Origin of the sequence: Streptomyces sp. NPDC001292, from assembly GCF_042896465.1 — a bacterium.
Taxonomy (GTDB): domain Bacteria; phylum Actinomycetota; class Actinomycetes; order Streptomycetales; family Streptomycetaceae; genus Streptomyces.
Window position 1 is genome coordinate 94,597 of record NZ_JBIAXG010000003.1, and the last position, 18,780, is coordinate 113,376.

Sequence of the window (18,780 nt, forward strand, 5' to 3'; positions counted from 1 at the left end):
GTTCCGTTGAGCTGACAGGGATCCCGGCAGTTCTCGCGAAAAGACAACGCTGAGCGGCTGCGGCCCAGCTCAGATGGTGGATCAGGGCAGCCGCGGCGGGGTTGACGGGCGGGTCACTGGCCGAGGGTGCTGACGCGGTTGGCGTACTCGCGGCGGGCCTTGCGCTGGGGCCGGGATCGTCGGGACGCCCTGGGCGCCGTCGAGGGGCTGGCAGCGGGCGAGGAGCCCGCGGTGCATGGCGGGCAGGGCGCTGACGCGCAGCGTGTAGCCCTGGCCGCGCCGCACGGTCACCCCGTGCTCGAGGGCGGCCCGCTCGGCGGGCTCCAGCTCGGTGGTGCGGAGGAAGTCGGCGACCTTGCCCGGCATGTCGAGGGTGACCGGCAGCTCCGGGGCCGGGACGTCCTCCTGCTCGATGGTCGTGTGGTCGGGCATGAGGTCGGCGACGGCGGTGCGGATGGCGCCGCGGCTGACGCGGTGTTCGCGGGCGAGGGCTGCGATGGACCGGCCTTCCAGGTACGCGGTGCGCACGGCGTCGGTCTTCTCGGCCGGGATGGCCGGGCGTCGGCCGCCCTTGCTGCCCTTGGCCTCGGCGGCCCGCAGCCCGTCCGAAGGCGTAACGGACCTCACCACTGGAACAACCCCGGCACGGTCACCCGCCCTCACCGGAGTCGTTACAAAGGAATTAGGCTCTGAGGGGTGCCCCAGATCCCCGAGAAGATCCACGAGCTGACCGTCGGCCAGGTGTCGGCGCGCAGCGGCGCCGCCGTCTCCGCCCTGCACTTCTACGAGTCCAAGGGCCTGATCAGCAGCCGCCGCACATCGGGCAACCAGCGCCGCTACTCCCGCGACACGCTGCGCCGGGTCGCCTTCGTCCGGGCCGCGCAGCGCGTGGGCATCCCGCTCGTCACGATCCGTGAGGCACTCGCCCAGCTCCCCGAGGAGCGCACTCCCACGCGGGAGGACTGGGCCCGCCTCTCCGAGGCCTGGCGCTCCGAACTCGACGAGCGCATCAGGCAGCTCAACCGCCTGCGCGACCACCTCACCGACTGCATCGGCTGCGGCTGCCTGTCCCTGGACACCTGCGTGCTGTCCAACCCGGACGACATCTTCGGTGAACGCCTGACCGGCTCGCGCCTGATCGCGGAGCGGGGGAGCGGCGTCAGCCGCACGTAGCCCCCGCGGGTTGGTGGCAGGGCATTCTCGCGGAACCGCCGCCGCCGCGCCGAACTCCCCGGTCCGCCCCGCGGGATGCGCCGGTCCGTCCCGTGCCGACGGGCCGCCGGTCCCCCGGCCGCCGGGCGGGCTTCGAGACGCCCCGCCGTCCGTCCGGCAGGACCGGCGCACCTCACCTCAAGGGCCTGCCGTCGTGGTCAGGCGGACATCAACAGCCGCCCCCGCCTGGCGTACGCCAGGGCCTCGGGCGTGAGAACGGGCAGCGGGACCAGGATCCCGCAGTCCGCGCAGACCGGGCCGGACGACGGCTCGTGATCAAGGTCGTACGTCCAGACCAGCCGCTCCCCGCCGCACACCGGGCACGCCGCGCCCGGTTCGCGCTCCAGTGCGGCGATCAGCCGGCGCAGCACCTCGGCCAGCGGTTCGCGCGGGTGCACCCGCGGGTCGTCGCACCAGGCGACCCCGAAGCCGCCCCAGGTCATCCGGTGCCAGTCGTCCACGCTGCCCGGCCTGCGCAGCCCGTCGTGCTTCTCCTGCTTACGGCGCCTGGCGAACCCGGCCTCGTAGTCGAGCCACACCGAACGCGCCTCCTCCAGCTCGTCCAGTGCGGCCACGAGCCGCACCGGATCGGGGGACCTGTCCTCGGGTCCGAACCCGGCCCGGGAGCACAGATGGTCCCAGGTCGCCCTGTGCCCATAGGGAGCGAACCGCTCGAGGCACTTGCGCAGCGAGTAGCGCCGCAGCGCCAGATCGCACCGCGGGTCCCTCACCTGTCTCGCCAGACTCCGGAAACCGGCCATCGCCCTGCACCTCCGTCACACCTGCATCCGCACTTCGGTCACTGCGGCGTCGTCGTACGGAGCCGCCGTGACGGCTCCGCCGGATAGACGTGCCGACGTCCGATCCGGCTCCATCCGTTTTCCGATGCCCGCCATAACGCCGCCCTGGTTGACCTTCACGGGGTGGCGCCAAAAGTGACGCATGTTCATCTTCCCCCTGAGGGATACCGGCGGTAACGTCCGGCACCACCCGTCGGGAGGAGCTGCCATGCCACAGCGCACCCCACACATCGCGCTCGACAGACTGAGAACTCCCCGCAGGTTCCACGGGTTCCTGAAGACCGCATCGGTATGCGTCCTCATTGCCGGTCTTTTGTCACCCTTTTCCCCAGCCGCGGCGGCCGGAAGGAATCGCGGCCGGCGGGGTGACCCGAGCCTCGCTGGTGAAGGCGATGGCGGACGCGGCCGTGGCCGACCTCAGGGCCGAGGGCGTGCTGCCGAACCTATTGAAGGTGATCAACAGCTCGCCGGTGACCGACTCCACGGCCGCGGCGGCGGTGGGCAAGCTCCAGGCGTGGCTGTCAGCGGGCGCCAAGCGCACCGAGACCTCGGCCGGCTCCAAGACCTACGCCAACGCCGAGGCCATCCGGATCCTGGACGCCTGGTGGCCGCTGCTGGTGAAGGCCGAGTTCGAACCGGGGCTCGGCAGCGACCTCTACGGCTCCTTCACCGCCAACCTGCCGGTCGACGAGTCCCCGTCGGCCGGACACGGCCCGACCGGCTCGCACGCCGGAAGCGCCTTCCAGTACGGCTGGTGGAGCTATGTCGACAAGGATGTCCGGGCGGTGCTCGGTGAGTCGGTGCGGGGGCCGCTGGCGCGGAAGTTCTGCGGCGGCGGCAGCCTCAGCGCCTGCCGGGACACCCTGGTCGGCACGCTGAAGCAGGCGGCCGGAGCGATCCCGGCCCAGGTCTACCCCGGCGACGACCAGTGCTCCGCGGGCGACCAGTGGTGCGCCGACTCGATCGTCCACCGGGCCCTGGGCGGCATCAAGCACGGCAAGACCTGGCAGAACCGCCCGACCTTCCAGCAGGTCGTGGAGTACACCAGCCACCGCTAGGGTCTTTTCGTTCGGATCGGGCCGGATCAGGGAGCGGGGTCTGGTGCTGGGGCACCTTCCACGCCCTTCAGGCGGTGGGGGAGCATCGCGAGGCGGAGGAGGTGGGGCGGGGGGGGGCCCGCCCCCCCCCCCCAACCCCGCGGGGGGGGGCCCCCCCGCGCACGGGGTGGGGGGGGGGGGGCCGGGGCCCCCCCCCCCCGACGACAACGCGGCTGGGGGGTCCCCCTGCTCGAAGGGCTTGGGGGAGCGGTGCCGGGGCCCGCGAGCCCGGCGTGATCCAAACGAGAGGCCCTGGGTGTGCTGTCCCGGCAGGTTGGTGACGCGGCCGGCTGGGGTTCGGCCGCCGATGCCGGTGTGGGGTCGGTGGTGGTTGTACCAGTCCAGCGAGTCGGGGAACGCCCCCTGCCGCTCGGGCTCTGAGGTGTAGGGCCGCTGGTGGGCCCATTCGTCGAGCAAGGTGCGGTAGAAGCGTTCGACCTTGCCTCATCCGAGGACCGCGTCAGGCGTGTCTTCTGTCACCGACGTCCCAGAACAGCACAAGGTCCTCCGAACGAGGGGCTTCAGCCAGGTGGCGCGACCGGGCGGCGGGCCGGTGTCAGCGGACACGGCCCGCCGCCAGCACCACCCGCGCCAGCTCCGGGTGCAGGATGTCGCTGTGCGCGCCGCACGGCGGGCCGCCGCGCCTGACCACCTCGGCCGCGTCCACGTTGACGCATCCCGACGCCGGAAACGGCCCCGCCAGGGCCGCGGAGAGGGTGCACGCGCGCGTGCCGGGCACCGCCTGCACCCCGTCGTGCCCCATCGCGCCCCAGGCGGACCCGAGCAGGGCGCCGACGTCGAGGCCGAGCACCGACCGGTCGTCGCCCGCCATCCGCGAGGCCAGCGGATACAGCGTGCCGAGGGCCGTGTCGAAGCGGGAGTGGCAGCACACCAGGGGGCCGTCGACACGGCGCTCGCGGCCCCGCAGCACCCCGCCCGTGCGCGGGTCGCCGGGCAGCCGGGGCGCGAAGGCGTAGTGGGAGAAGGCCCCTTGGAGCAGCGTCACGGACTTCACCGTCCGCACACCCTCGGGCAGCCCGCGCAGCGCGAACGACACCAGCCGGCCGCCGAAGCTGTGGCCCACCAGATGGACCCGCACCCCGGGCGCCGCCTGAGCGAGCCGCCCGAGCACCGGGCCGAGCCCCCGCTCGCCGACCGTGCCCGCGCGCCGCTTCATCGTGTAGTACGTCGCCTGCCTCAGCAGCTCCTTCGCGCCGTCCCACGGGTTCGGCAGCGTGAACGACCGCTGCCCGCCCGGGTCGTCGAGCCCGGCGAGGGCGCCGGCGAACTCGGCGCAGACCTCCTCCGCGGACCGTGCGAACATCGCGGGCTCGCGCTGCGGCACGCCCTCCGTCACGGTGTCCGCCGCGAACCGGGCCCTGGGCCCCGGCGACAGGTCCTCGGCCAGCAGCCGCACCAGCCGTCCGAACTCCTCCAGTGCGCCCGCCTCACGCGCGGGGCCGTCCAGCATCCGCGCGAGCGCGTCGACCACCGCGGCCAGCCCGGGGAAGGCGTCCCGCAGCGCCTTTTGGGTGTCCTTGTCGAGCGCCGCCGACGGCACCGGCCCGGCGGCGGTGGACCGGGGGAAGCCGGGGATGGGCTCGTCGCAGAACCGCATCGACGGCCACACCACTCCGACGTACCCGATCCGGGCCGCCGGAGCGAGCCGCGGGACGGGCGCGAAGAAGTGGCCGTAGAGCCGGGTCGCGCCCGAACGGTCGTTGTTCCAGCCGTGCGCGAAGACGATCAGGTCGCGCACCGCCCGCCGCTCGACTCCGGCGAGCAGCCGGTCCCGCTCGACGCCGTCCACGTCCCCGTCGGGGTCGAAGGTCAGCTCCCAGTAGGGAGCCACGCTGATGTCCGGATCCGCCATGACCGACCCCCTCGTCCCCGAAAGCGAAGCGATGTGTCGCGCATCGTCCTGCCAACGGGGGAGGCCGGCCAGGGGTCACGGCTCATCAGTAGAGGAGGTATTGCTTCCGTATCTCCCGGAACGCGTCCAGCTCCTGCCGCCAGCCCGCCACCACGTCGTCGGTGCCTGCCCCGGCGTCGATCATCGTGCGCACCTGGGTGGAACCGGTGAGCTTGTCGATCCAGTTGTCCGAGCGCCAGGCGAAGCCGCTCCAGACCCGCTTGGCGGTCACGAGCAGCGCGATCCCGGTCCGCACCGGATCGAAGGCGTCCCGGTTGTGCACGTGGATCTGCACCCCGCCGACGGTCGTGTTCTGGAACTTGGAGAAGGTGGGTGTGAAGTACGCCTCCCGGAAGTGCACGCCCGGCAGGCGCTGCGCGTTGGCCGCGGCCGCCCAGCGCCCGTCGAGGCCCGCCGCGCCCAGCAGCTCGAAGGGGCGGGTGGTACCCCGTCCCTCCGACAGGTTGGTGCCCTCGAACAGGCACGTTCCGGAGTAGACCAGGGCGGTGTCGGGAGTCGGCATGTTCGGGCTCGGTGGCACCCAGGGCAGCCCGGAGGCGTCGTAGAAGTCCGACCGCCTCCAGCCGGTCATGGGGACGGTCTCCAGCGGAACCGGCGTGGTCAGGAACTCGCCGTTGAACAGCCGTGCCAGCTCGGCGACGGTCATGCCGTGCGCCTGCGCGATCGGCTGCCGTCCGACGAACGTCGCGAACTCCTTGTGCAGCACCGGCCCCAGCGCCTCCCGGCCGCTGACCGGGTTGGGCCGGTCGAGCACCACGAACCGCTTGCCGGCGAGGACCGCGGCCTCCATGCAGTCGTAGAGCGTCCAGATGTAGGTGTAGAAGCGGGCGCCGGCGTCCTGGATGTCGAAGACGACCGTGTCCACGCCGGACGCCGTGAAGACGTCGGCGAGCGGCTGCCCGCTCTTGAGGTACGTGTCGTACACCGGCAGCCCGGTGGCCGGGTCGTCGTAGCGGCCCTCCGAGCCGCCCGCCTGCGCGGTGCCGCGGAAGCCGTGCTCGGGGCCGAAGACGGCGACCAGGTTCACCCGGCGGTCGGCGTGCATCACGTCCACGATGTGCCGCACGTCCCGGGTGACGCCGGTCGGGTTGGTGACGACCCCGACCCGCTGCCCGCGCAGGGAGGCGTAGCCCTCGGCGTCGAGGCGCTCGAAACCGGTGCGCAGTGGGCGGTTGCCTCCGGTGGCGGCCTGGGCCGGGGCCGCCACGGCTCCGGAGGCCGCCGCGGCGGCGGTGGTGGCGAGCAGGCTCCGTCTGGACAGCTTCATACAGTGACCTCCGTGATCGCTGCGGGTGTCATGTTCACGCACGCTAGCGTGCGCCCGTCCCCCAGGGAACGAAGCGGACGGCTCCTCGTCCGGAACTTCCCTTCCGACACCACATACCGACTGGTTAGTCTGATGCGGCGGAGTCGATCCGCGTCGTGTCGGAGCCATGCCGAGGGAGACCGATGGTGCAAGCCGTGAAGGGTGCGGGAGTGGTCGTCAGCGGGGCCGGGGGCGGCATCGGCGCCGCGCTGGCCCGCCGGTTCGCCGCCGAGGGCGCCCGCGTCGTCGTCAACGACCTCGATGCCGACCGGGCCGCGTCCGTCGCCGGGGAGATCGGCGGCATCGCGGTCCCGGGCGACGCCTCCGAGGTCGTCGCCGCGGCCCGCGACGCGCTCGGCGGCACGGTCGACGTCTACTGCGCCAACGCGGGCCTCGGCTCGGGCGGTTCGGAGGCGGCCGGCGAGGAGGTGTGGGCACAGGCCTGGGACGTCAACGTCATGGCCCACGTCCGCGCCGCCGAGACGCTGCTTCCCGCCTGGCTGGAACGCGGCAGCGGCCGGTTCGTCTCCACCGTGTCCGCGGCCGGGCTGCTCACCATGATCGGCGCGGCCCCGTACAGCGTCACCAAGCACGGCGCGTACGCCTTCGCCGAGTGGCTGTCGCTGACCTACCGGCACCGCGGGATCAAGGTGCACGCGATCTGCCCGCAGGGCGTGCGCACCGACATGCTGGCCGCCACCGGCAGCGCCGGCGACCTGGTGCTCCAGCCGACCGCGATCGAACCGGAGGACGTGGCCGAGGCCCTGTTCGAGGGCATCGCCGAGGACCGCTTCCTGATCCTGCCGCACCCCGAGGTCGCCGGGTTCTACCGGGCCCGGGCCGCCGACCCCGACCGCTGGCTGACGAACATGAACCACATCCAGCGGAAATGGGAGGCGACCCGGTGACACCGGGTGCGCGAGCGACCGGGTCCGAACGAGATCCTGCCGCACTTGCCGAGGACCGCAAATGGGAAGATCCTCCGTCGGGAACTGCGTTCCCGTAGGCAGCACAGCGAGCAGGACCAGGGAAGGCAGGTGGCGGCAGGTGCCCAGGACGACGGACTCAGGCGGCACTCCGGTGCCGCAGCGGCTCCTGGCCGCCGCCACCCGGCTCTTCGCCGAGCAGGGCTACGACCGCACCTCGGTGCAGGAGATCGTCGAGGCGGCCGGCGTCACCAAAGGGGCGCTCTACCACTACTTCGGCTCCAAGGACGACCTCCTGCACGAGGTGTACGCGCGCGTGCTGCGCGTCCAGCAGGAGCGCCTGGACGCCTTCGCGGACGCCGACGAACCGGTCGAGAAGCGGCTGCGGGACGCGGCCGCGGACGTGGTGGTCACCACCATCGAGAACCTCGACGACGCCATGATCTTCTTCCGCTCGATGCACCACCTCAGCCCGGAGAAGAACAAGCAGGTGCGCGCCGAGCGCAGGCGCTACCACGAACGCTTCCGCGCGCTCATCGAGGAGGGCCAGCGTACCGGCGTCTTCTCCACGGCGACCCCGGCCGACCTGGTGGTCGACTACCACTTCGGCTCCGTCCATCACCTGTCGACCTGGTACCGCCCCGACGGCCCGCTCAGCCCGCAGCAGGTCGCCGACCACCTGGCCGACCTGCTGCTGCGGGCACTGCGGCCGTAGTCGGCGCTCGTACGAGCGGGTGCGGGCGGTGCGAGGGGGGCGGCCCCCGGCGACCGCCCGGGACGACCGACCCGGGACGACTGCCTCGAGGCGACCGACCCCGTCGCACGCGCGCCCGTGCGGGTGCTCAGAGGTACTTCTTCAGCTCCCGCCGCGCCAGCGACCGCTGGTGGACCTCGTCCGGGCCGTCGGCGATCATCAGCGTGCGCGCGCCCGCGTACAGCTCGGCGAGCGGGAAGTCCTGGCTGAAACCGCCCGCGCCGTGCAGCTGGACCGCCCGGTCGAGGATGCCGACCACCGCACGGGGCGTGGCGATCTTGATGGCCTGGATCTCGGTGTGCGCGCCCTTGTTGCCGACGGTGTCCATCAGCCAGGCCGTCTTCAGTACCAGCAGCCGCAACTGCTCGACGGTGACCCGCGCGTCCGCGATCCAGTTGTGGACCACGCCCTGCTGGGCCAGCGCCTTGCCGAAGGCGTTGCGGGACACGGCCCGCCGGCACATCAGCTCGATCGCCCGCTCGGCCATGCCGATCAGCCGCATGCAGTGGTGGATGCGGCCCGGTCCCAGCCTGGCCTGGGCGATGGCGAAGCCGCCCCCCTCCTCGCCGATCAGATGGGAGACGGGCACGCGCGCGTGGTCGAAGACCACCTCGGCGTGGCCGCCGTGGGAGTGGTCCTCGTACCCGAAGACCCGCATCGCGCGCCGGACGGTGACGCCGGGCGTGTCGCGCGGTACGAGCACCATGGTCTGCTGGCGGCGGATGTCCGGGCCGTCCGGGTTGGTCTTGCCCATCACGATGAAGATCTTGCAGTCCGGGTTCATCGCGCCGGAGATGTACCACTTGCGGCCGGTGATGACGTACTCGTCCGAACCGTCGGAGGCTCGCTCGATGCGCGTGGTGACGTTGGTGGCGTCCGACGAGGCCACCTCCGGCTCGGTCATCGCGAACGCCGAACGGATCTCACCCGCGAGCAGCGGCTCGAGCCACTGCTTCTTCTGCCACTCGTCGCCGAACTGAGCGAGCACCTCCATGTTGCCCGTGTCGGGCGCCGCGCAGTTCAGCGCGGTGGGTGCCAGCTGCGGGGAGCGGCCGGTGATCTCGGCGAGCGGGGCGTACTGGAGGTTGGTCAGCCCGGCGCCGTACTCGGCGTCCGGCAGGAAGAGGTTCCACAGGCCCTGCCTGCGCGCCTCCGCCTTCAGCTCCTCGACCACGGCCGGGGTCTCCCACGGGGAGGCCAGCGCGGCTCGCTGCTCCTCGGCCACCGCTTCGGCCGGGTGGACGTATTCGTCCATGAAGGCCAGGAGCCTGGCGCGCAGCTCCTCGGTGCGTGCGTCGAACGCGAAGTCCATTTCCGGTCAGCCTTCCTGAAGAGTGGTCAGTCCGTGATCGATGAAGACGGGGACGAGGTCGCCGATCCGGTCGAAGCCGCGCCCGACCGTCCGGCCGAGCGTGTACCGGTAGTGGATGCCCTCCAGGATCACGGCGAGCTTGAACCAGGCGAACGCCGTGTACCAGGAGACGGCCGAGACGTCGCGCCCCGAGCGTTCGGCGTACCGCTCGACGAGCTCCGCCGCGGACGGGTGCCCCGGAGCCTCGGCGGTGGTGGACACCGGCGAGTCGGGCATGCCCAGCGGCGTGCTGTACATCACCAGCAGGCCCAGGTCGGTCAGCGGGTCGCCGAGCGTGGACATCTCCCAGTCGAGGACCGCCGTGATCCGGTCGTCCGGGCCGAGCAGCACGTTGTCGAGGCGGTAGTCGCCGTGCACGACGGCCGGGGCGGGGGAGACGGGCAGCGCGCGACCGAGCGCCGCGTGCAATTCGTCGACGCCGGCGAGTTCGCGGTTGCGGGAGGCCGCCAGCTGCTTGCCCCAACGCCGCAGCTGCCGGTCCAGGAAGCCCTCGGGGCGGCCGAAGTCGGCCAGGCCCACCTCGGCCGGAGCCGCCGCGTGCAGCTCTACGAGGGTGTCCACCAGGGACAGTACGGCGCCGCGGGTGCGCTCCTCGCCCAGCGGGGCGAGCTGCCGCGCGGTGCGGTACGGGGTGCCCTCGACGAACTCCATGACGTAGAACGGCGCGCCGAGCACGTCCTCGTCCTCGCACAGCAGCACCGGGCGCGGCACCGGCACGTCCGTCGGGTGCAGGGCGCTGATCACCCGGTGCTCGCGCCCCATGTCGTGCGCGGTGGCCAGGACGTGGCCCAGCGGGGGGCGCCGCACGACCCACCGCGAGGTGCCGTCCGAGACCGCGTACGTGAGGTTCGACCGTCCGCCCTCGATCAGCCGGCCGGTCAGCGGGCCCTGCACCAGACCGGGCCGCTCCCGGTCGAGCAGTCCGCGCAGCCGGTCGAGATCGAGTCCGGGCGGGTGGTCGGGGCTCATCGTCGCTCCTCGGGACAGGCGAACAGGTCTCCCTCATGATGCCGACCGGTCGGTATGCCGTCCAGTGCGCAAAGGGAAGACGACGGCCGCCACGCGGCGATCCCGTCACGCGGCGATCCCGCCGTGCGGCCACGCTGCCGCGCGATGATGCTGCCGTGCCTCGCTGCCGGGCCGCCGGGCGGCCACGCTGCCGGGCCGCCGTGCGGCCATGCTGCCGGGCCGCCATGCCGCCGTGCCGTGATGTCGCCGGTCCAAGGGGCCGCCGTGCAGCGATGTCGCCGTGCCGGTCATGCCGCCGCGCTGTGACGCTGCTGCCCGCCGTGTCGCCGTGCGGCCGCATTGCCTGCCGCCGTGTCGCCGTGCGGCCACACACTGCCGGGCCGCGGTGGCGCGATGGCGCCGGGCTGCCGGGTCGCCGGGCTGCCGTGTCGCCGTGCGGCCACACTGCCGGGCCGCGGTGGCGCGGTGGCGCGATGCCGCCGGGTCGCCGGGCTGCCGGGTCGCCGGGCTACCGGGCCGTCGTGCGGCCACACTGCCGGGCCGCCGGGCCGCCGGGCCGCCGGGCCCTGATGCTGCGCCGCCGCGCTGTGATGCTGCGCCGCGGTGCCCCGTGCGGCACAGCCGCCGCTGCCGGGCGGCCACGCTGTCGCGCGGTGATGCCGCGATGCGGCCGTGCGCCCACGCTGCCTGGCCGCCAAGCCGCCCTCCCTGCCGACCCGCAACGCTGCCATCCCCGCCGTGCGGCCATGCTGCCATCCCCGCCGTGCGGCCATGCTGCCGTCCCCGCCTTGCGGCCACGCGGCCATCCCCCCGTGCGGCCGTGTGGGCCGCGATGCTGCCACGCCGCCACGGGATACGGCGGCTCCCCGCGGCGACGCGCGGGGTGCCGCCACGCGGTACGCCAGGACCGGTTCACCCCGGTGACCGATGTGCCTTCAGGTGCTCGTAGGCGGCCAGGCCGTCCGGTACCCACTGCCACTCGGTCAGGCGGCGTTCCACCTCGTCCTCCGGCAGGAAGTCGTGCCAGGCGACCTCCTCGGCCTGCGGTCGTACCGGCAGGTCGCAGCGGACCTGGTAGACCGCCGACCACCAGGTGCGGCCGGCGCCGTCGTCGTAGAGGAACTTGAAGAGGTACTCGGGCCGGGGCAGCCCCGTCACCCCCAGTTCCTCCTCGGCCTCGCGCAGGGCCGCGTCGTCGTAGGCCTCGCCCGCGCCGACCACCCCGCCGACGAACATGTCGTGGAGGGAGGGGAAGACCAGCTTGGTGGAGGTGCGCCGGTGGACGAAGAGGCGGCCCTCCGCGTCCCGGGCCTGGACGAAGACGCAGCGGTGGCGCAGCCCCTTGGCGTACGCCTCGCCGCGCGGGGACCGCCCGACGACCCGGTCGTGCTCGTCGACGATGTCGAGGATCTCGTCTGCAGCGCTCATACCGCCATCCAAGCAGGCCACCGTCCAAGCAGGCCGCCATCCAAGCAGGCCGCCGTCCAAGCAGGCCGCCGTCCAAGCAGGCCGCCAGCGCGGCGGGCGCCCTCACCGCCCCCGTGGCACGCGGCCGCGGGCCCGGCCCGGCTCAGCGTGGTTGCAGGTCGCGCTTCCGCTCGGGCACCGCCCCGCACGGCATCGCCGGGTGCAGGCCGAGCAGGACGATGCCCGTCACGATCGCCGTGAGGCCCGACGCCTCCCAGGCCAGCGCCCCGGTATCGGTGCGCAGCCGGTCGCCGAGGAAGCCCACCCCGCAGGCGATCCCGGCCAGCGGCTCGGCCGCGGTCAGGGCCGGCAGGGACATGCGCAGCGGCGCCGTCTCGAACGCGCTCTGCACCAGGATCAGCCCGGTGACACCGATCACCAGCAGTCCGTACGGCTGCCAGCCGGTGAACAGCTCCGTCCAGCCGCCCGCCGAGAACCGCTGCCCGCTCACCCGGGTCAGCGCGTCCTGCACGCCGTAGAGCAGCCCGGCGGCCACCGCCAGCAGGACCGGTCCCCAGCTCAGCCGGGAGCGTTTGGCGTAGGCCGTCAGCAGCAGGGCCACGCCCACCATCACCCCGATGATCAGCCAGTGCCGCAGCGGGTCGGTGACGGCGCTGCCGCCACGTGGCCGGCCCGCCACGATGAACGCGGTCACGCCACCGGCCAGCAGGGCGAGCCCCGTCCAGCCCTGGCCACCCAGTGGCTGCCTGGTCTGCCGTCGGGACAGGGCGAGGGCGAACAGCAGGTTCGTGGCCAGCAGCGGTTCCACCAATGAGATCTCGCCGCGGCCCAGGGCGAAGGCGCCCAGCACCATGCCGCCGATCATCAGTCCCAGACCGCTCAGCCAGCGCGGCACCTTCATCAGGTCCAGCAGCAGCCGGGGCGAGAGGAAGTCGCTGAGCGGTGCCCGCTGGGCCGCGTTCTGCTGGAGCACGAAACCGAAGCCCAGGCAGCAGGCGGCGCTCACGGCGAGAATCACAACCAGAACCGACACGCTGCGTACCTCGATCATCCGGCCGGGCCACGGGGTGCGTAGTGGCCGACTGTAGCGTCCCGGGGCCCGGCCCGCTGCCGGGATGACCCTGTCCCGGGCGGTCGGCCCGGTCACGACACCCCGCGGTCGGGGGCGATGGCGCGGCCCTGGGCCGCGGTGGAACCCGGGTCACCGCCGCGCCATGGCGTACGCCACAGGAGTGACCCTCCCGCCAGACGGGCCGACGCACGGTCCGGCGACCGGACGTCTTCACAAGTACCGCCTGCGCAAGGGCAGTTGACGCGTGTAACGCGCGGCTGACCCTTGACGGAGCGTATTGGCTGAGGGTTTGCTGTCCGTGATCAGCCGATGGCAAGCCGATGACCGACGAGCAAGCCGAGGCCGGTGAACCGAACGGGGGGCCGCTCCCGGGGCGCACCGGGCCACGAACAAAGAGCGCGTGAGGAAGTTCCGCGGTGTCCCCACCCCCGCCTCCCCTCGGACGCGGCCGCAAGCGAGCCGCCCAGGCCTTCGACACCGCACTCGACGACACCGAACTCCGCGAGGCGCGCGCGGCGTTGGCGCAGGGGCGGTGGCAGGCGGTGCGCTCGCTGCTCGTGCGCACCAAGGACGACTGGGACCGCCGCGGACACCGCGTCACCGTCCTCGCGGAGGAGTCCCACACCGCGGCCTGGACCCGTGACTGGCTGCTCGCCGAGCCCGAGTCCGCCGACGCCTCCGTCCTGCTCGGCATGTCCCTGGTAAAGGGTGCCCTGTGCGGCAGGGAGAAGCCCGACCGGGCCCGCGAGGCCTGCCGGGCGGCGGCCGAGCTCGCACCCGTCGACCCCACGCCGTGGCTCGGCCTGCTCCTGCTGGAGCGGGGCCTGGGCGACGAGGAGGAGGTGGTCCGCCTCTTCGACAAGGTCCGCCACCGCCATCCGGACCACCACCACGCCCACCACCTGATGGTCGCCCAGCTGGCCGAGCGGCGCGCCGACGCCGGTCCGGACCCGCTGCACGAGGTCTACGACTTCGCCAACTGGGCCGCCGAGCAGGCGCCCGCCGATTCACCGCTCGCGATGCTCCCGGTCGTCGCGCACGCCGAGCGCTACCGCGTTCTGGCCGGCGCCGGCCAGGCGCAGGCCGACCCGGCCGCCTCCGGGCACTGGACGGGCCGCCGGGCCCGCCAGGTGATGAAGGCCGCCTTCGACTGGTGGCTGGAGTGGGAGCAGGAGGGCCATCCCCGCCGCCTGGTGGATCTGAACTTCCTCGCCCACGCCAAGCACTGCGAGGGCCGGGGTGCCGAGGCCGCCGCGCTGTTCCACCGCATCGGCGACCATCCCACCCAGTCGCCGTGGGCGTACCCCGACCGAGATCCGTACACCGCCTTCCGCATCGCGCGCGCCGGCGCGCTCGGTGCGGTGTAGTGCCCCGCAACCCCGTACGCACCACGACCCCGACGCCTGAAAGGACGAACCCCCGATGACGACGGGCAGTTCGAGCACGAGCAGAACCACCGCCGACGGCGGCGGCATCAGCACCTTCAAGGGGCAGGAGCGCGCCCTGCGTGCCGACCGCCTCGGCACGGGGGGTCTGCTGCTCTCCGTGCTCGCCGCGACCGCCCCGCTCATGGTGGTCGCGGGTGTCATGCCCACCACATTCGCGGTGATGGGGATCGTCGGGCAGCCGCTGCTCTTCGTGGTTCTCGGCACCGTGCTGATCCTCTTCAGCTTCGGGTACGCCGAGATGAGCCGCCACGTCCACAACGCGGGCGCCTTCTACGCCTACATCTCCCGAGGCCTGGGCGGCACGGCGGGCGCCGGCGCGGCGCTCGTCGCCCTCGTCGCCTACAACGCGCTCCAGGCCGGCATCTACGGGATCTTCGGCTTCGAGGTGTCCAACCTGTTCGCGACCTACGCCGACGTCACGGTCGCCTGGTGGATACCCGCGCTCGCGGCGGCGGCCGTCGTCGGTGTGCTCGGCTGGCTGAAGATCGACGTCAACGCGCGCGTGCTCGGTGTGCTGCTGGCCATCGAGGTCGTACTCGTCGTGATCTTCGATGTGGCGGCGATCGCCGACCCCGCCGAGGAGGGCCTGTCCCTGCACGCCTTCAACCCGGACACGCTCGCCGGCGCCGGCATCGGCACCGCGCTGTGCTTCTGCATCGCGGCCTTCCTCGGCTTCGAGCAGGCCCCGGTGTACGCCGAGGAGACCAGCCGCCCGCACGTCCTGGTCCCGCGCGTGATGTTCCTCGCGGTCGCGGGCGTCGCCGTCTTCTTCGCGATCAGCAGCTGGGCCCTCACCGTCGCCACCGGTCCCTCGGCGATCATCGGCACGGCGCAGAAGGAGAGCGCCGGGCTGCTGTTCACCCTGACCGAGTCGCGGCTCGGCGGCACCTTCACCGACGTCCTGCACGTCCTGTTCTTCACCGGCATGTTCGCGGCCATGCTGAGCTTCCACAACGTCGTCGCCCGGTACGCCTTCGCCATGGGCCGCGAGGGCCTGCTGCCGGCCGCCTTCGGGCGCACGTCCAGCTCCAGCGGCGCGCCCGCGACCGGGTCCCTCTCGCAGACGATCGTCTCGCTCGTCATCGTGATCGCCTTCGCCGTCACCGACGACAAGCCGACCGGCGACCCGACCGCGCCCGTGCTGCACCTGTTCACCTGGTTCGGCAACCTCGGCGCGCTGGGCGTGATCGTGCTGATGGCGGCGGCCGGCGTGTCGGTGATCGTCTTCTTCGTGCGGCGCGGCGCGGCGGCCGCGCAGGCCTGGCGGCTGGTCACCTCCGCCGTGGCCGTCCTGGCTCTGCTGGTGATCGCCACCTACACCGTCAAGGACTTCGACGTCCTCGTCGGCGCCGGCCCCGGCTCGGCCCTGAGCCGGGTGCTGCCCGGCATCATCGGCCTGGCCCTCGTCGTCGGCCTGGTCCAGGGCGCCGTACTGCGCTCCCGCCGGCCGGAGGCACACGCCCGCATCGGGCTGGGCAACGAGGCCTTCCAGCTGGAGAAGGCCGCCGAGGCGGGGGAGACCGCCGAGGCCAGGCCGTAAGCACGAACGATGACGGAAGTCTGACGAGCACCCGCGACCCCTGGCCCGGCCCGGGTCGCGGGTGCTCGAATGAAGACGTGAACCCCGAACTCCCGAAGGAGGAGGGGCGGCCCGAGGAGGAGGGCCGCCCCATGGGCCGCCGCATCTTCCTCGCCACCCTCGGCCTCGGCGCCCTCGGCGTGGCCACCGCGCCCACGCTGCAACGCGGCATGGAGGGCCTGCTCGGCGCGGTGTCCGGCAAGGACCCCACCGGTCTGACCGGCCTGCTGCCGAACGGCGGCGGCTTCCGCTACTACTCGGTCGCCGCGTCCGTCCCGCACAAGGACGCCACGAACTACCGTCTCACCGTCGACGGCCTCGTCGACCACCCCGCCACCTACACGCTGGCCGACCTCAGGGCCCTGCCCCGGACCCGCCTGGTCCGCGACGTCCAGTGCGTCACCGGCTGGCGGGTGCCCGGCACACCCTTCGAGGGCGTACGGCTCTCCCGGCTGCTCGACGCGGCCGGAGTGCGGGCGGGCGCCAGAGCCGTCCGCTTCACCTGCTTCGACGGCACCTACACCGAGAGCCTCACCCTCGCCCAGGCTCGCCGCCCCGACGTGCTGGTCGCGCTGCGCATGCAGGACAAGGACCTGGCCTACGCGCACGGCGGGCCGGTCCGCCTGTACGTGGCCCCCATGTACTTCTACAAGTCGGCCAAGTGGCTCTCCGGCATCACCGTCACCGACCGCGTCGAGCCCGGCTACTGGGAGAACCTCGGCTACGACGTCGACGCCTGGGTCGGCCGCTCGAACGGACGCAGCGATGTCCCTACGGGCTGACACCCCGGCCCCGCCCGGCACCCGTGTCCGCCGCTTCACCCGGGCCGAGCGGTGGGTGCACCGGACCACGGCCGCGCTCATGGGCCTGTGCGTGGTGACGGCGGCCTTCCTGTACATCCCCCAGCTCGCCGAACTGGTCGGCCGGCGCGAACTGGTCGTCCGCGTCCACGAGTGCGCGGGCCTCGCCCTGCCTGTACCGGTGCTGCTGGGCCTGGCCTCCCGCGCATTCCGCGCCGATCTGCGCTTCCTCAACCGCTTCGGCCGGCACGACCGGGTCTGGCTGCGCGCCGTACTACGCCGCGACCGCCGGCCCGCCTCCCGCCCGGCCGGAAAGTTCAACGCCGGCCAGAAGATCTACGCCGCCTGGATCGCCGGCGCCGGCCTGGTCATGCTCGGCACGGGTCTGATGATGTGGTTCACCCACCTCACCCCGGTGGCCTGGCGCACCAGCGCGACCTTCGTCCACGACTGGCTCGCCCTGACCATCGGCGTCGTCCTGGCCGGCCACATCGGCATGGCACTCGGCGACCCGGAGGCCCGCCGCGGTCTGCGCACCGGCCTGGTGACCCGCGAGTGGGCGACCGAGCAACACCCGCTGTGGCGCCCGTAGGGCAAGCGGCACACGCACGTACGGACGCGGCGGGGGGGGGGGGGGGGGGGGGGGGGGGGGGCCCGCCCGGCCCCCCCGCGACGGCGTACCCCTAGATCACCAGGGACAACAGCAGGACCAGGGCGCCCGCCACCACCGAGATGATCGTCTCCATGACCGACCAGCTCTTGATCGTCTGGCCGACGCTCAGCCCGAAGTACTCCTTCACCAGCCAGAACCCGGCGTCGTTGACATGGCTGAAGAACAGCGAACCGGCGCCGATGGCCAGCACCAGCAGAGCGGCGTGCGTGGTCGACATGTCGGCCGCGAGCGGGGCGACCAGACCGGCCGCCGAGATGGTCGCCACGGTCGCCGAACCGGTCGCGAGCCGGATCGCCACCGCGATCAGCCAGGCCAGCAGCAGCGCGGGGATCGACCAGTCCTTGGAGATGTCCAGGACCATCTGGCCCACTCCGGCGTCGATCAGCGTCTGCTTGAAGCCGCCGCCCGCGCCCACGATCAGCAGGATGCCGGCGATGGGCATGAGGCCCTTCTCGACGGTCGAGGAGATCCGCTCCTTGCTGAAACCGGCCGGCATGCCCAGCGTGAAGACACCGACGAGCACGGCGGCGAGCAGCGCGATCAGCGGGGAGCCGATGACGTCGAAGACACGCTGGGTCATGTTCGCCGGGTCGTCCACGACGATGTCGACCAGGGCCTTGGCCAGCATCAGCACCACCGGGAGCAGCACCGTGGCCAGCGTGGCGCCGAAGCTCGGACGCCGCTGAAGCTCCTCCGACGGGCGCTGGGGCAGCATCCGGTCCGGCACGGGGACGTCCACCCAGCGGGCCGCGACCTTGGCGAACAGCGGACCGGCGATGATCACCGTGGGTATGGCGACGAGGATGCCGAGCGCCAGCGTCACGCCCAGGTTGGCCTTGACCGCGTCGATGGCGACCAGCGGGCCGGGGTGCGGCGGGATCAGACCGTGCATCACGGACAGACCGGCCAGCGCCGGCACGCCGATGCGCATCAGGGAGTAGTTGCCGCGCTTGGCCACCATCAGCACGACCGGGATCAGCAGCACGATGCCGACCTCGAAGAACAGCGGCAGACCGATCACGGAGGCGATCAGCACCATCGCCCACGGCATCGCCCGGCCCCTGGCCTTCGCCAGGATCGTGTCGACGACCTGGTCGGCGCCGCCGGAGTCGGCGAGCAGCTTGCCGAGGATCGCGCCGAGGGCGATCAGCACGCCCACGCCGGCGACGGTGGAGCCCAGGCCCGTGGTGAAGCTGGCGATCGCCTTGTCGAGCGGTGCCCCGGCGACCGCGCCGAGCACCAGCGATCCGATGGTCAGCGACAGGAAGGCGTGCAGCTTGAACCGGGTGATGAGCAGGACGATGACGGCGATGCCGACGAGGACGGCGATGCCGAGCTGAGCGTGGCCGGCCGAGGTGATCGGCGGGGGCGCGTCCGCTGCCAGCATCTCGACGCTGAGTCTGGTCACGGT

General features: G+C 72.8%; 17 protein-coding genes and 2 pseudogenes. 8 read left to right on the forward strand and 11 right to left on the reverse strand.

The window, feature by feature from the left end; all coding sequences use genetic code 11:
- Positions 1-81 precede the first annotated feature (81 nt).
- Entirely contained in the window at positions 82-630 is a 549-nt protein-coding gene (locus tag ACFY4A_RS05295; RefSeq protein ID WP_390828046.1) for a resolvase, read from the reverse strand.
- Positions 631-696: 66 nt separating this feature from the next.
- Between ACFY4A_RS05295 and soxR the strand changes: the two genes are divergently transcribed.
- The gene (gene soxR, locus ACFY4A_RS05300; protein WP_390828047.1) at positions 697-1,173 is read left to right on the forward strand and encodes a redox-sensitive transcriptional activator SoxR; all 477 of its coding nucleotides are present in this window, start codon (positions 697-699) and stop codon (positions 1,171-1,173) included.
- A gap of 197 nt (positions 1,174-1,370) precedes the next feature.
- Here the strand turns inward: soxR and ACFY4A_RS05305 are convergent, their stop codons facing one another.
- Together ACFY4A_RS05305 and ACFY4A_RS05310 are read right to left on the reverse strand one after the other, a co-directional pair.
- On the reverse strand, positions 1,371-1,973 hold the full coding sequence (locus ACFY4A_RS05305; protein ID WP_390828048.1) for a hypothetical protein: 603 nt from the start codon (positions 1,971-1,973) through the stop codon (positions 1,371-1,373).
- A 15-nt stretch (positions 1,974-1,988) separates the two neighbouring features.
- Complete coding sequence (locus ACFY4A_RS05310) at positions 1,989-2,162, reverse strand: hypothetical protein (protein ID WP_390828049.1); 174 nt, start codon at positions 2,160-2,162, stop codon at positions 1,989-1,991.
- A gap of 200 nt (positions 2,163-2,362) precedes the next feature.
- Between ACFY4A_RS05310 and ACFY4A_RS05315 the strand changes: the two are divergent.
- A pseudogene (locus ACFY4A_RS05315) lies at positions 2,363-3,070 on the forward strand (penicillin acylase family protein); the annotation flags it as partial.
- Positions 3,071-3,367: 297 nt separating this feature from the next.
- Here ACFY4A_RS05315 and ACFY4A_RS05320 read toward each other — a convergent pair.
- From ACFY4A_RS05320 to ACFY4A_RS05330, 3 genes and pseudogenes are all read right to left on the reverse strand, one after another.
- Positions 3,368-3,553, reverse strand: a pseudogene (locus ACFY4A_RS05320) (integrase core domain-containing protein); the annotation flags it as partial.
- A 112-nt stretch (positions 3,554-3,665) separates the two neighbouring features.
- A complete protein-coding gene (locus tag ACFY4A_RS05325) occupies positions 3,666-4,982 on the reverse strand; it encodes a serine-threonine protein kinase (RefSeq protein ID WP_390828050.1) in 1,317 nt (438 codons plus the stop codon).
- Positions 4,983-5,067: 85 nt separating this feature from the next.
- Positions 5,068-6,309 (reverse strand): exo-beta-N-acetylmuramidase NamZ domain-containing protein, encoded by a 1,242-nt coding sequence (locus ACFY4A_RS05330; protein WP_390828051.1) that lies wholly within the window; start codon positions 6,307-6,309, stop codon positions 5,068-5,070.
- A gap of 182 nt (positions 6,310-6,491) precedes the next feature.
- Between ACFY4A_RS05330 and ACFY4A_RS05335 the strand changes: the two genes are divergently transcribed.
- Both ACFY4A_RS05335 and ACFY4A_RS05340 read left to right on the forward strand, forming a co-directional pair.
- The gene (locus tag ACFY4A_RS05335) at positions 6,492-7,256 is read left to right on the forward strand and encodes an SDR family oxidoreductase (RefSeq protein ID WP_390828052.1); all 765 of its coding nucleotides are present in this window, start codon (positions 6,492-6,494) and stop codon (positions 7,254-7,256) included.
- Positions 7,257-7,395: 139 nt separating this feature from the next.
- Positions 7,396-7,989, forward strand: a complete 594-nt coding sequence (locus ACFY4A_RS05340; protein WP_390828053.1) for a TetR/AcrR family transcriptional regulator — start codon at positions 7,396-7,398, stop codon at positions 7,987-7,989.
- Positions 7,990-8,116: 127 nt separating this feature from the next.
- On the opposite strand, the gene ACFY4A_RS05345 is transcribed toward ACFY4A_RS05340, so the two are convergent.
- The 4 genes from ACFY4A_RS05345 to ACFY4A_RS05360 form a co-directional block, all read right to left on the reverse strand.
- Positions 8,117-9,340: an acyl-CoA dehydrogenase family protein gene (locus ACFY4A_RS05345; protein ID WP_390828054.1), complete on the reverse strand. Its 1,224-nt coding sequence runs from the start codon at positions 9,338-9,340 to the stop codon at positions 8,117-8,119.
- A gap of 6 nt (positions 9,341-9,346) precedes the next feature.
- Positions 9,347-10,369, reverse strand: a complete 1,023-nt coding sequence (locus ACFY4A_RS05350) for a phosphotransferase family protein (RefSeq protein ID WP_390828055.1) — start codon at positions 10,367-10,369, stop codon at positions 9,347-9,349.
- A gap of 912 nt (positions 10,370-11,281) precedes the next feature.
- The gene (locus ACFY4A_RS05355) at positions 11,282-11,797 is read right to left on the reverse strand and encodes an NUDIX hydrolase (protein WP_390828056.1); all 516 of its coding nucleotides are present in this window, start codon (positions 11,795-11,797) and stop codon (positions 11,282-11,284) included.
- A gap of 142 nt (positions 11,798-11,939) precedes the next feature.
- Positions 11,940-12,848 carry a DMT family transporter gene (locus ACFY4A_RS05360; RefSeq protein WP_390828057.1) on the reverse strand — a complete coding sequence of 303 codons (909 nt, stop codon included), beginning with the start codon at positions 12,846-12,848 and terminating at the stop codon, positions 11,940-11,942.
- A 437-nt stretch (positions 12,849-13,285) separates the two neighbouring features.
- Between ACFY4A_RS05360 and ACFY4A_RS05365 the strand changes: the two genes are divergently transcribed.
- The 4 genes from ACFY4A_RS05365 to ACFY4A_RS05380 all read left to right on the forward strand — a co-directional run bounded on the left by ACFY4A_RS05365 (position 13,286) and on the right by ACFY4A_RS05380 (position 17,288).
- Positions 13,286-14,236, forward strand: a complete 951-nt coding sequence (locus tag ACFY4A_RS05365; RefSeq protein WP_390828058.1) for a hypothetical protein — start codon at positions 13,286-13,288, stop codon at positions 14,234-14,236.
- A 55-nt stretch (positions 14,237-14,291) separates the two neighbouring features.
- The gene (locus ACFY4A_RS05370) at positions 14,292-15,857 is read left to right on the forward strand and encodes an APC family permease (RefSeq protein ID WP_390828059.1); all 1,566 of its coding nucleotides are present in this window, start codon (positions 14,292-14,294) and stop codon (positions 15,855-15,857) included.
- 77 nt (positions 15,858-15,934) lie between these two features.
- The gene (locus ACFY4A_RS05375) at positions 15,935-16,678 is read left to right on the forward strand and encodes a molybdopterin-dependent oxidoreductase (protein WP_390828060.1); all 744 of its coding nucleotides are present in this window, start codon (positions 15,935-15,937) and stop codon (positions 16,676-16,678) included.
- The gene (locus ACFY4A_RS05380) at positions 16,662-17,288 is read left to right on the forward strand and encodes a cytochrome b/b6 domain-containing protein (RefSeq protein WP_390828061.1); all 627 of its coding nucleotides are present in this window, start codon (positions 16,662-16,664) and stop codon (positions 17,286-17,288) included. The genes ACFY4A_RS05375 and ACFY4A_RS05380 overlap by 17 nt, the downstream gene beginning before the upstream one ends.
- 91 nt (positions 17,289-17,379) lie before the next feature.
- Here the strand turns inward: ACFY4A_RS05380 and ACFY4A_RS05385 are convergent, their stop codons facing one another.
- Positions 17,380-18,777 carry a GntP family permease gene (locus ACFY4A_RS05385; protein ID WP_390828062.1) on the reverse strand — a complete coding sequence of 466 codons (1,398 nt, stop codon included), beginning with the start codon at positions 18,775-18,777 and terminating at the stop codon, positions 17,380-17,382.
- Positions 18,778-18,780: the final 3 nt, after the last annotated feature.

Bases quoted from the DNA above. Each gene is read 5' to 3' on its own strand.
- ACFY4A_RS05305 (WP_390828048.1), bottom strand. From the start codon at position 1,973: ATGGCCGGTTTCCGGAGTCTGGCGAGACAGGTGAGGGACCCGCGGTGC.
- ACFY4A_RS05310 (WP_390828049.1), bottom strand. From the start codon at position 2,162: ATGAACATGCGTCACTTTTGGCGCCACCCCGTGAAGGTCAACCAGGGC.
- ACFY4A_RS05325 (WP_390828050.1), bottom strand. From the start codon at position 4,982: ATGGCGGATCCGGACATCAGCGTGGCTCCCTACTGGGAGCTGACCTTC.
- ACFY4A_RS05330 (WP_390828051.1), bottom strand. From the start codon at position 6,309: ATGAAGCTGTCCAGACGGAGCCTGCTCGCCACCACCGCCGCCGCGGCG.
- ACFY4A_RS05335 (WP_390828052.1), top strand. From the start codon at position 6,492: ATGGTGCAAGCCGTGAAGGGTGCGGGAGTGGTCGTCAGCGGGGCCGGG.
- ACFY4A_RS05345 (WP_390828054.1), bottom strand. From the start codon at position 9,340: ATGGACTTCGCGTTCGACGCACGCACCGAGGAGCTGCGCGCCAGGCTC.
- ACFY4A_RS05350 (WP_390828055.1), bottom strand. From the start codon at position 10,369: ATGAGCCCCGACCACCCGCCCGGACTCGATCTCGACCGGCTGCGCGGA.
- ACFY4A_RS05355 (WP_390828056.1), bottom strand. From the start codon at position 11,797: ATGAGCGCTGCAGACGAGATCCTCGACATCGTCGACGAGCACGACCGG.
- ACFY4A_RS05360 (WP_390828057.1), bottom strand. From the start codon at position 12,848: ATGATCGAGGTACGCAGCGTGTCGGTTCTGGTTGTGATTCTCGCCGTG.
- ACFY4A_RS05370 (WP_390828059.1), top strand. From the start codon at position 14,292: ATGACGACGGGCAGTTCGAGCACGAGCAGAACCACCGCCGACGGCGGC.
- ACFY4A_RS05380 (WP_390828061.1), top strand. From the start codon at position 16,662: ATGTCCCTACGGGCTGACACCCCGGCCCCGCCCGGCACCCGTGTCCGC.